Annotated in this window: 9 protein-coding genes and 1 pseudogene; 5 read left to right on the top strand and 5 right to left on the bottom strand. The window is 36.2% G+C overall.

Annotated elements, in window-relative coordinates:
• The first annotated feature begins 4 nt into the window (after window positions 1-4).
• The 4 genes from MZO21_RS11095 to pnp all read left to right on the top strand — a co-directional run bounded on the left by MZO21_RS11095 (window position 5) and on the right by pnp (window position 8,954).
• A complete protein-coding gene (locus MZO21_RS11095; RefSeq protein ID WP_248101912.1) occupies window positions 5-3,709 on the top strand; it encodes a UvrD-helicase domain-containing protein in 3,705 nt (1,234 codons plus the stop codon).
• Between the two features lie 63 nt (window positions 3,710-3,772).
• Window positions 3,773-5,539, top strand: coding sequence for an exodeoxyribonuclease V subunit alpha (gene recD, locus MZO21_RS11090; protein ID WP_407060870.1), 1,767 nt, complete (start codon window positions 3,773-3,775; stop codon window positions 5,537-5,539).
• 796 nt (window positions 5,540-6,335) lie between these two features.
• Entirely contained in the window at window positions 6,336-6,605 is a 270-nt protein-coding gene (rpsO, locus tag MZO21_RS11085; RefSeq protein ID WP_154772030.1) for a 30S ribosomal protein S15, read from the top strand.
• 261 nt (window positions 6,606-6,866) lie between these two features.
• On the top strand, window positions 6,867-8,954 hold the full coding sequence (pnp, locus tag MZO21_RS11080) for a polyribonucleotide nucleotidyltransferase (RefSeq protein WP_171501202.1): 2,088 nt from the start codon (window positions 6,867-6,869) through the stop codon (window positions 8,952-8,954).
• Window positions 8,955-9,029: 75 nt separating this feature from the next.
• Here pnp and MZO21_RS11075 read toward each other — a convergent pair whose 3' ends face one another.
• Window positions 9,030-9,209, bottom strand: a complete 180-nt coding sequence (locus MZO21_RS11075) for a DUF465 domain-containing protein (protein WP_432613350.1) — start codon at window positions 9,207-9,209, stop codon at window positions 9,030-9,032.
• On the opposite strand from MZO21_RS11075, the pseudogene MZO21_RS11070 reads away from it, so the two are divergent.
• Window positions 9,200-9,538: pseudogene (locus MZO21_RS11070) on the top strand (S1 RNA-binding domain-containing protein); the annotation flags it as partial. The gene MZO21_RS11075 and the pseudogene MZO21_RS11070 sit on opposite strands and share 10 nt — an antisense overlap.
• 75 nt (window positions 9,539-9,613) lie before the next feature.
• Here the strand turns inward: MZO21_RS11070 and MZO21_RS11065 are convergent.
• From MZO21_RS11065 to MZO21_RS11050, 4 genes are all read right to left on the bottom strand, one after another.
• Complete coding sequence (locus MZO21_RS11065) at window positions 9,614-9,838, bottom strand: YdcH family protein (protein WP_154772032.1); 225 nt, start codon at window positions 9,836-9,838, stop codon at window positions 9,614-9,616.
• A 224-nt stretch (window positions 9,839-10,062) separates the two neighbouring features.
• Window positions 10,063-10,326, bottom strand: coding sequence for a YdcH family protein (locus tag MZO21_RS11060; protein ID WP_154772033.1), 264 nt, complete (start codon window positions 10,324-10,326; stop codon window positions 10,063-10,065).
• A gap of 255 nt (window positions 10,327-10,581) precedes the next feature.
• Window positions 10,582-11,043 (bottom strand): DUF2147 domain-containing protein, encoded by a 462-nt coding sequence (locus MZO21_RS11055; RefSeq protein ID WP_154772034.1) that lies wholly within the window; start codon window positions 11,041-11,043, stop codon window positions 10,582-10,584.
• Between the two features lie 204 nt (window positions 11,044-11,247).
• The gene (locus MZO21_RS11050) at window positions 11,248-12,123 is read right to left on the bottom strand and encodes an Hsp33 family molecular chaperone HslO (protein WP_248101909.1); all 876 of its coding nucleotides are present in this window, start codon (window positions 12,121-12,123) and stop codon (window positions 11,248-11,250) included.
• Window positions 12,124-12,169: the final 46 nt, after the last annotated feature.

Here is a 12,169-nt window from a genome sequence, read left to right as displayed (position 1 = left end):
TTAAATGAATAATCCTCAAACATCGCAACAGCTTTCCTTCGACCCAATTGCAGATATGCAATTTCAGGGTTTGCATTGGATTGAAGCTTCGGCAGGAACAGGAAAAACATTTACGCTTTCAAGTTTAATGGTGCGTATTTTTCTGGGTCCATATTTGCCAAATCAAGTGATTGCGACCACATTTACACGAAAAGCTGCCGCAGAATTAAAGTCACGTATTCGAATGCGTTTGGTCGATACTTTACGTTTTTTTGAGAAGTTTCAACATTCAACTGAAGCGGAAATTCAAGCTTATATTCAGCAAGAAAAAGACCCTTTATATAAAAAGGTTTTAAGCGATTACGCAACGCAAGTTGATTATGCAAGCGGCCGTTTAAAATTGGTGATCGATCAGCTTGATGAATTATTTGTAGGAACACTCGATAGTTTTAGTCAAAAATTATTACGTGAATTTGCATTTGAAAGTGGCAAAATTGAACGTGCTGAAATTACCGATGATGCGAAAAGCTATACCTTGCAACTAATTCATGATGCTTTGCGTGAGTGGATTCAGGAGCAGTCACAGGATGTTATAAATTATCTACTTTTACAGAAAAAACTAAAATCTGTGGATAATTATGTTGCTGTTGTGGAAAACACTTTAAATTTCGCATCGGCACAATTTCAAGAAATTGAAGCACCAAAAATTAACCTAGATGCGTTTGAACAAGCCATAAATCAGGTACTAAAACTGGATTTAAGCCAAGTTGCAACTTTAAGTGAATATTATCTGCCAGATGGTCAGTACAATTCTGTTGTTGCAAAAAAGTGGCGTACGGATGACTTAATGCAAAAGACATTAACCACGTATTTACCAGCGTTTTTTGCGGCTTTGGCAGAGCAACGTAGTTATGCATTATTCGCACCGCATTTTGAACAAACCGTTAAATATTTAACTGAATTATCTACGAAAAAAGCACTCAATAAATGTGCTGAAGATGTACTTGAAAACTTTAATAATCATGTGGTGATTAAGGCATTAAAAACCTTTTTTGAAGAATTATCTCAACTGAATATTAATTTAGATGTATTAGATGCGTACTTAAAATTCACTTTAAGTCAGCAAGTGAAAAAGCGTTTGCCGCAAGTTTTACAACAAAAAGGTGAAACGACATTTGCACAGCAAATTCGAACTTTGTCTGAAGCTTTACAAGGTGTTCAAGGGCAACGTTTTGCACAGTTTGTACAGGCGAAATATCCATTAATTTTGGTTGATGAATTTCAAGATACCAACCAAGACCAAGATGATATGCTGGCACAAATTTGGCGTGATCAAAAACGCTATACGCAAGGCTGTATGATTATGGTGGGCGACCCGAAACAAGCCATTTATGGCTTTCGTGGCGGAGATATGCTGACCTATAACAAAGCTCGTGCAGATATTATTGCCAAAAAAGGGAATTTTTATAGTTTGAAATATAACCATCGATCAACGAAAGAATTGGTTGAAGTTGTAGATGCATTATTTCAACGCCAAATGGATTTTGGTGAAAACGTTTTTTATAGTTTGGTTGAGGCTGGTTCACGTCCGCATCCTGCATTGGTCGATGAAAATGGTAAAAATTATCAACCTTTACGTTGGTTAATGCTTGAAGATAAAAGCACAGAAGCCATTCAAGTTGTATGGAAAATTCGAGATTTGCTCAATCAAGGAATTGAGAAAAAATTATATTTAGATGAAGCTTCACCACGTTATTTAATTGCCGATGATATTGCGATTTTATCAAAGAATCACGATGGTTTAGATAAAACTCAATATGAGTTGGAACGTTTGGGAATCAAGGTGAATCGTCCATCTAAGCGCAGTATTTTTGACAGTCAAGTTGCTAAAGATGTTGGCGCATTTTTAACGGCAATTATGCATCCTTATGATGAAGGAAAAATTAAGCGAGCTTTACTGAGCAGGCTTTTAAACTTCAATTTGCAACAACTGATTGAGCTCGAACAGCACGCTGAAGGCTTAAGTTCATTTATTTATGATTTCGATTTAATACGTGAAATGTGGTTAGAAAAAGGCTTTTTAACTGCATGGCAATATGCGCTGAATTTATTCAGAATTTGGGAAAACTTAGTTGCTACGCAAAGCCGAGACAATGAAAGATCGGTCGTAAATTTACGCCATTTAACGGAAGTATTAAGTCAACATAGTGAACAATATCAAGGTGCTCAAAGTCTGTATCATTGGTACTTAAAACAACTTCAATCGCCAAGTGAACGAGAGTGGGAACTTGAACGAAAACTGTCGAATGAGGCGGGCGTTCAGTTGATGACCATTCATCAATCTAAAGGCTTAGAGTTTAAAATCGTCTTTTTATTAAATGCTGATGGAAATTTTAGTGATAAGAGAAAAACTTTAAACTTTTCCACAGTTGAGCAATTTAATCCGCAAACGGGTAAAAATGAACTTCAGCGCGTTGTAGCTGTAAATAATGAGCTTATTGTTTCAGAACAAGATGTTGGTCAACACAATGAACGAGCAGAAGCCGAACAGCATCGTTTATGGTATGTGGCTTTAACGCGTGCAAGTTATCGTGTTTATGCCATGTTGCAGGATGTAAAAGGAAAGTCGAATACAGGTTTGGCATTTTGGCGTGGTCAAGGTGCAGATGTTTTTCAGCATCCTTTTAGTGTAGATGAACCGCTACTTACCGAGCGTCCATTAGCGCTTAAAGCATCAGATGTAGAACCGAAATCTTTACAAGCACAGCAATTTCCAACGCAGCGTTTTTATCCTAGAACAAAAACAAGTTTTAGTGCTTTGGCGCAACATTTAACCCGCAAACAAGCCATAGATGCTTTGGCGGCTAAAATTGAGAAAATGGAGAGTGCTGAAGATGAAATCAATGTAATTCCTGAAATTAAAACCATAACGACTCAACCCATTTCATGGATTAAGCGTAATTTTCCAATGGGAACATTGGCAGGTAATTTCTTACATGAAATTTTTGAACATATTAACTTTCAAGATACGAGTGAATGGTCGTTAGAAATTCATCGTCGTTTTAAAAATGATTATCCAAGTTTATGGTTAGAGCTTTCTGAAAAATATCATCAAGAATTTACTGACGGTACGGAAGATCAACTCATTGCTTTAATGGCTGAATGGCTTAAAGAAGTTTTAACTACGCCATTACATGATGATTTTCAGCTTAATCAGTTAAGTTCGGAAAATCATTTGTCTGAGTTTCCATTTTATTTGTCATTGTCAGATCATGTCTTAGCAACAAAACGGATTTATCAGTTATTCGCAGAATACGGTATTGAAATACTCGAGTTGAATGAGACAAATTCGGCACGTTATTTAACAGGATCTATCGACTTGGTTTATTTTGATGGTAAGCAATATCAAATCGCCGATTATAAAAGTAACTTCTTAGGTACAGACCAATCTCAATACAATGTTGAGGAAATTCAAAAGAGTATGTCCCAAGCGAGTTATTGGTTACAGGCAGGTTTGTATTTGGTTGCTGTGCACCGTTATTTAACAGCACAAATGGAAAATTACGATATTCATCAACATTTAGGTGGCGCAAGCTATTTATATTTAAGAGGGATGAATGGTGAGAAACTGCAAGGCATACACTATTGGAAACCTGATGCAGAATTTATTTTGCGACTTGATTCTATATTAGGCAGTTTTTTTGTCGATAAACTAGTCGAAAATATCTAAATCATTAAAAAAAGAGTTGATTAAACATGATATTAGTCTGTGGATAACTTTGAGGATAATTGTGTGGAAAACAAGCGTGGAACGATTAAACAACAACCTGAAAGCCAAGCTGTAGAATGGTTTCAAATATGGAGTGATTTTTTAATAAAATCGCCGTTTAATCATGCAGAAAAAACGGAAACTTCCACAAAAATTATGCAGGATGTTTTAGAAGCTGTAACGCAGGGCGATAGCTGTATAAGCTTAAATTTAGAAGCTATTGAAGCTTTAAATGGCTTAGTGATACATGAAAATGATGTTTCTAGCCAAAATATAGCGCCTTTCATTTACGATAATCAGTATTTATATTTATACCGTTATTGGGCGCTAGAACATGCACTCTGCCAGCAAGTAAAACGTTTAAAAAGTCAAAAAGTTCCCGCTATTCCACTCCATAAATGCCATGATTTACTTGAAGATACTCATCAAAAGAAAGCTCTAGAAATGGTTGCTGAACATGGTTTTAGTATTATTACTGGTGGACCAGGGACAGGTAAAACGTATACCTTGGCACGTATTATTGCTGTGTTAAATCAAGAAATTCCAGACATTCGAATTGCAATGGCAGCACCCACAGGTAAGGCTGCACAGCGAATGAAAGAGGCACTTCAGAAATCTTTTGAAGATGAAAAACTACAAGATTTATTAAGTGATGATTTAAAACGGCTTACACCCATTACCATTCATCGACTTTTAGGTTTGGGTAATAGCCATCAACCACGTTTTCATGAAAAACAACCATTGCCTTACGATGTGATTGTGGTCGATGAAGCTTCAATGCTTGATTTGAATTTGGCGAACATGCTGTTTGCTGCAATACCAGATCACGCCCGACTTATTTTATTAGGCGATGCAAATCAGCTTGCTTCAGTAGATGTAGGTTCTGTGTTGGCAGATTTACAGCAAGTAGAATCGTTTAAAGATAACTTTGTAAATTTAGTGACAAGTCGTCGATTTAAAGAAGGTGCTTTAATTGGTGAAATGGCGAAATTTATTCAACAATCGCATGATCATCAATCTATAGATTCTATTTTAGATGCTTTTCATAAAGCGGTTGTACAACCAACTCAATTAGCCGAAATTGTTTTATCTAAAGGTATGCAAGATCAGGTGAATTTAGAATATTTACCTTCAGAACTTTCGAACCAATCAGATTTAACTACGTATTATGACAAATTGATGTTGGGGTATTCATCTTATATAAAGGCGCTACAACAATATTTAGAAAGTGATGATCCAGATTTACTTGTAAATTCTATTGTTCAAACTTTTGATGATTATAGAATTTTAACTGCAATACGTCATGGTGCATTCGGTTTAGCGCAAATTAATCATCAAATTGAACAACGTGTTTTAGCGCAACTAAACATAATGAAGCAGGGTGATTGGTATGTTGGACGTCCTGTGATGATGACTTATAACGACTATCAATTAGGCTTATCTAATGGTGATATTGGAATTTGTTTTAAGCAAATAAAAGATGGAAAAACACAATTTAATGTTTATTTCCCTAGCTTAGAAAAATGGGTGCTTGCAACACGACTTCCAAAAAGTATTGAAACAGCATTTGCTTTAACTATTCATAAATCACAAGGTTCAGAATTTACGCATACAGCGGTTGTTCTCGATCAGGCAGCACAAACTTTATTAAGCAAAGAGCTGCTTTATACGGCAATTACACGTGCAAAAGCTGCGGTTAGCTTATTGGTAGATTCGGCATCTTTAATACAAGCGTTAACAGTTAAGACTTCTAGACGAAGTGGTATTCAAAATAAGTTGAACAAACTATAAAAATTAGGGGTTGATTTTAAAGAGGTTTTTTGTTTTGTACGAAATGGCTTACAAACATTCAGGCAATTTGCGCATAGAGCTTTATCATTCTTTTTGAGAAGATTGCTTCATACAACAAGTTTAGCAAGGATTGCTAAACATAATCGTAAAAGAATAAGAAGAACGTCGGTAGACAACGAGCTTACATTGAAGTGAGTGAAAGAGGAAACTTACAGCCGCTAAGCCTTGTAGTTTTGGGAGAGACTACAAGGCTTTTCTTTGTCCAAAATAAAAATATGAAAACGAGTCACTTTCTGTAAGTAAAAACTTACAAATGAATACGAAAATGCCTAATTTATCACATTTTTAAATCTGTCAAAATAACTTCAACAACTTAATACATACATCACTTGTGATATATGTATTTATAACTAAAAATGCATAAAGCATTAAAGAATAAAAATAAATAAAATAATAATAGCGATAAAAGAAGAAAATACAGCGCACGAATAAAGCGGTTTGGGCTTGCTCAAGCCGCTTTATTTATTTAACTGTTAATATATATAGGTAATAATCATAAATAAATTAACGAAATGTTGATGTTCGGTGAAAGTTTGTACCTTTTGTATGTATCTCTGATTTTTTATTCTTTAACTTAAGTTGATTAAATACGCATCAAATTTCTCTTTTGCAATTCAATGCTTTTTCCCTTAAAATGCTTAACTTGCTGTAGTGATGCACGGCAGTCAAATTGGTTTTGAAGAACCAGTTTGATTCGTATCAAATGAAACTAATATAAGCATCTCGGAGAAATCGAATGGCTTTAACAAACGCAGATCGCGCAGAGATCATTGCAAAATTCGCTCGCGCTGAAAACGACACTGGTTCTCCAGAAGTTCAAGTAGCACTTTTATCTGCTCAAATCAATGATTTACAAGGTCACTTCAAAGAGCACAAACACGACCATCATAGCCGTCGCGGTCTTATCCGTATGGTTAACCAACGTCGTAAGCTTCTTGATTACCTTAAAGGTAAAGATGCTACTCGTTACAGCGCTTTGATTGCTGCTTTAGGTTTACGTCGTTAATTCGATTTAAGCTTTGTTTTTCGAATTATTGCATGTTATTTGCTCTAGTACAGAAAACAAAAGAATATCTAGTCTCGGCTAGATAATGGGGAAGGGGCGAATGTTCGCTCCTTCTTTGTGTTTAAAATTAGTATGTTTGATTCTGGTGAGGTCGGCTTCTAAGCTTTGTCATTTATACTGCAAGACTATTTTTAGTTGTTGTGAATGCCAAACCTTAGGGGTCTCCACTAGAATAATTTCGGGAAACAAAAATACATGTCAATGTTTAATATTATTCGTAAAGAATTCCAATATGGTCAACATAATGTAATTTTAGAAACAGGTCGCGTTGCACGTCAGGCGAACACTGTTGTAATTACTATGGGTGGCGTACAAGTTCTTGTTGCTATTGTGGCTCAGCCTAAAGCAAAAGCAGGTCAAGACTTTTTTCCATTAACAGTTAACTACCAAGAAAAACAATATGCTGCGGGTCGTATCCCAGGTGGTTATGGTAAGCGTGAAGGTCGTCAATCTGAAGCTGAAACTTTAATTTCACGTCTTATTGACCGTCCAATTCGTCCATTATTCCCAGAAGGTTTCTACAACGAAATTCAAGTAACAGCGACTGTTATTTCTTCTGACAAAACTATGGATGCCGATATTGCTGCAATGCTTGGTACTTCAGCTGCCATGTCAATTGCTGGTGTTCCATTCCGTGGCCCAGTTGGTGGTGCACGCGTTGGTTTAATCAATGGTGAATACATTCTTAACCCTAACCACGAACAAATGAAAGATTCTGATCTTGATCTTGTTGTTGCGGGTACAGAATCTGCAGTACTTATGGTTGAATCTGAAGCGAAAGAACTTTCAGAAGACCAAATGCTTGGTGCTGTATTGTTTGGTCATGACGAAATGCAAATCGCGATTCAAGCAATTAAAGAATTTGCTGCAGCTGCAGGCGCGGTTGAATCTACTTGGGTTGCTCCAGTTAAAAACGAAGAACTTCTTGCTAAATTAAAAGAAGCTTTCGAAGCTAAAATCTCTGAAGCATATACAATTGCTGTTAAACAAGATCGTTATGCAGCGCTTGATGCACTTCATGCTGAAGCAGTTGCTCAGTTCGTTCCTGAAGAAGATGAAACAGGTATTGCAGCTGAAGTTGACGAATTATTCGAAGACCTTAAATACCGTACAGTACGTGACAACATCTTATCTGGTAAGCCACGTATTGATGGTCGTGATACTAAAACTGTTCGTGCAATCGACGTACAAGTTGGTGTATTAGATCGCGCTCATGGTTCTGCATTGTTCACGCGTGGTGAAACTCAAGCGTTAGTAACAACAACTTTGGGTAATACTCGTGATGCGTTAATGGTAGATACATTAGCGGGTACGAAAACTGATAACTTCATGCTTCACTACAACTTCCCTGCATACTCTGTAGGTGAAACTGGTCGTGAATCTGGTCCTAAACGTCGTGAAATTGGTCATGGTCGTTTGGCACGTCGTGGTGTTCAGGCAGTTCTTCCTGCAGCTGACCGCTTCCCGTACGTCATTCGTATCGTATCAGACATCACAGAATCTAACGGTTCATCTTCAATGGCTTCTGTTTGTGGTGCTTCATTATCACTTATGGATGCAGGTGTTCCACTTAAAGCACCAGTTGCTGGTATCGCGATGGGTCTTGTGAAAGAAGGCGAGCGTTTCGCAGTTCTTTCTGACATCTTAGGTGATGAAGATCATTTAGGCGATATGGACTTTAAAGTAGCAGGTTCTGCAAACGGTATTACTGCACTTCAAATGGACATCAAGATCGAAGGTATTACTGAAGAGATCATGGAGTCTGCATTAAACCAAGCTTATGCTGGTCGTATGCACATCTTGAACGAAATGAACCAAGTAATTTCACGCGCTCGTTCTGAAATTTCTATGCATGCGCCTACATTCCAAGTGATCAATATCAACCCAGATAAGATCCGTGATGTAATTGGTAAAGGCGGCGCGACTATTCGTGCGATCACTGAAGAAACTAAAGCTGCAATCGATATTGAAGATAACGGTACAGTTCGCGTATTTGGTGAAACTAAAGCTGCTGCTGCTGCTGCGGTTGCTAAAATCCAAGCACTTACTGCTGAAATCGAACCAGGTACACTTTATGTAGGTAAAGTTATCCGTATCGTTGAATTTGGTGCGTTCGTAAACATCCTTCCAGGTACAGATGGCTTACTTCATATTTCTCAAATCTCTAACGAACGCATTGCGAACGTTGCAGACGTGTTGAAAGAAGGTCAAGAAGTTAAAGTACAAGTTGCGGATGTAGATAACCGTGGCCGTATTAAATTAACAATGAAAGACATCGAACAAGCATAATTGTTTGAAGTTTTAATTGTTTAAAAAGCCCGCATAATGCGGGCTTTTTTATTGTGGGTGTTTATAAATTAGAGATTATTCGGTAGATGTTTCAGCTTGTTTAAGCATGACATAAAGCTCATCCTTAAGTTTGAGTTTCTTTCTTTTTAGTAAATCGATGTCCTCGACATTACTGGTAACAGGGTCTTTTTCTAAACGAATAATTTCATGATCTAGCGCATTATGTTCTTCAAAAATTTTTGAAAAAAGCTGCAATCGATATTGAAGATAACGGTACAGTTCGCGTATTTGGTGAAACTAAAGCTGCTGCTGCTGCTGCGGTTGCTAAAATCCAAGCACTTACTGCTGAAATCGAACCAGGTACACTTTATGTAGGTAAAGTTATCCGTATCGTTGAATTTGGTGCGTTCGTAAACATCCTTCCAGGTACAGATGGCTTACTTCATATTTCTCAAATCTCTAACGAACGCATTGCGAACGTTGCAGACGTGTTGAAAGAAGGTCAAGAAGTTAAAGTACAAGTTGCGGATGTAGATAACCGTGGCCGTATTAAATTAACAATGAAAGACATCGAACAAGCATAATTGTTTGAAGTTTTAATTGTTTAAAAAGCCCGCATAATGCGGGCTTTTTTATTGTGGGTGTTTATAAATTAGAGATTATTCGGTAGATGTTTCAGCTTGTTTAAGCATGACATAAAGCTCATCCTTAAGTTTGAGTTTCTTTCTTTTTAGTAAATCGATGTCCTCGACATTACTGGTAACAGGGTCTTTTTCTAAACGAATAATTTCATGATCTAGCGCATTATGTTCTTCAAAAATTTTTGAAAAATGCGCATTACTTTGTTTGAGTTTACTAATTAACGAACGATATTCTGGGAACATTGCATTACCTCATCGAGCTTGAAAAAGATGCCTAATAAACTAAATTTAGGCAGTGTTTATTTCTGTTTATAATTTAAGATTAGCACTTTGGGTAAGAAAAGACATAAAAAATATAAGTGATTGTGTTGCGAGTATGTAAGATTTTTTTAATATTTAAATTTATATAAAACCGTATATTCATATTACTGAATATACGGTTTTAATATTCTTAATTTTTTATGTATTTAGACATTCAGTTCAGATTTAAAATGACTCAATAGCCGATACATTTCATCTTTAAGCTTTAGTTTTTTGCGTTTTAAGCTTTCTATAGAATCGTTAATTAAATTTACAGGATTCTGCTCTAGATGATTAATTTCTTTATCTAAGATTTCATGCTCTTCGAAAATCTTGGCAAAGTGAGGATTGTCTTCACGTAATTTTTGTATGATCTCCCGAAATTCGGGGAACATATGTTTTAGTTTTTTATTGCATTCCTTAGTGTTCATAAGCCATTTAAACCCTCATCTGAGTGATTGGGATGACATATTTAGAATATATATGTCACATATATAACGGTATTTTTTACTATTTTATAAGCCTTTTATTTGCTTATTAGTTAGATGCAATAAGAGGTATAAATCCTCTAATTTGAATTATTATTAAGCGATTTTTACATATTACAGTATTGCAAAACTGTACCTTATTGTTTCTAAATGTGACAAAAAAGTACATAAAAAATTTATCTAATTCATTAAAATTTCCTAATATTTTACCCATGTTAAGTTACGACCAATCGTACTGTTTGGTAGAGTATTGCGTAAACTCAAGTGTTTGCCGTTGTTGCTCAGTCGAACATGACTTTTATATTCAAGACCTGTTTTTGGATCTCTGTATGTTCCATTGCTAAATTCTAGTTTATTTTTGCTGGATGCTTTTAGGTTATATAGCGTTAAAAATCCGACAAGCGGTTTGTTTTTAAACTGCCCCTTGCATTGAGTGCATGTACTAACAAGAGGGGCACCTGGAGCAGCACGTATTTCAATAATTGTGGCTTTGTAAGAGCCATCTTTCATCTTGCTGATTTGTATATCTGACAGTGAGTAGCCAGTGCGTTCATCTATTGTTCTCCACTTTCCAATAAGTGGATCTATATTTGCAAAGCTGTAATTTGAGAGTAAAGCGATACCTAATATGCTTATTGGCTTAAGAAACTTTCTATACATGGGAGAGTGAGCCTAAAATTATAAGATCGATTTTTCTAAACAATCTATAAAAATAAATAAGGCGTATTTATAGCGTTCTTTTCATTATTTAAAACATGAAGAAACACGGGAATTGTTAAGCTATTCACATAAGTGGTGTTTTATTGTTTTAATTTTAGGCAAATAAAAAAGGATGACAAAAATCATCCTTTTTTATAGAGAAACTTAACTTAAATGTTCGCCAAAAAGAGCGAGTGCTTCTTCTGCTGTAAATTGATAGCGGGTATTACAGAATTGGCAATCCATTTCAATTGGGTTTTGATGTTCTAAAGTTTCACGAACAGCATTTACACCAATTTGTTCGAGCGCGGTTTCACAGCGTTCTTTAGAACATGTGCAACCAAATTTAAGTTGTTCAGCATCTGGCAAACGAACGTCTTCTTCGTTGTATAAACGATAAAGAATTTCTGTTGCAGGAAGATCTGTGAGCTCATCTTTTTTCAATGTTGATGTCAACATTGTCATACGTGGCCATAAATCTTCATCTACAATTTTTTGTTCTTCTTCATTATTACGTGGTAATAATTGAATGAGTAAGCCACCTGAACGTTGGCCATTACTTGCTAAGCTAATGCGTGTTGGAAGCTGTGCAGAGAGATCATAATATTGCATTAAGCAACTTGCTAAATCGGGCTTATCTAAAGGAACAATACCTTGGTAGCGTTCGCCAAATTCAGGTTCAATATTAATAAATAGAACAGGGCTTACAAACGTTTTAAATACCGTACTGCTATCTTCAGCATGTTCAAAAATAGGGTCCGATTCATAGTCAGCTAAAGCACGAACTTCACCCAAATGGTTACATTCAGCCATTGCCCATTGCAGTGCACCTGAAGCTTGAATTTGAAGACTAATGCGTCCTTTAATTTTCAAGGTGCTTGCAAGTAATGCAGTTGCACTCAGCATTTCACCCAACAAAATTTGAATTGCAGGTGCATAGTCACGTTGTGCAAGGATTGTTTGCAAAGCTTCTTCAAGATGAACAACTTCACCACGAATAGGGCTATCTTCAATATAAAAGCGTTGACGTAAATCAGACATAAATTTCTCCATAACCCTAACTTAATGGTGACGATATTTTAAAACA

The organism is Acinetobacter portensis, assembly GCF_023158935.1.
Classification (GTDB): Bacteria; Pseudomonadota; Gammaproteobacteria; order Pseudomonadales; family Moraxellaceae; genus Acinetobacter; species Acinetobacter faecalis.
Note: the sequence above shows the minus strand (reverse complement) of the source record. Positions and strands in the feature narration are given on the sequence as shown.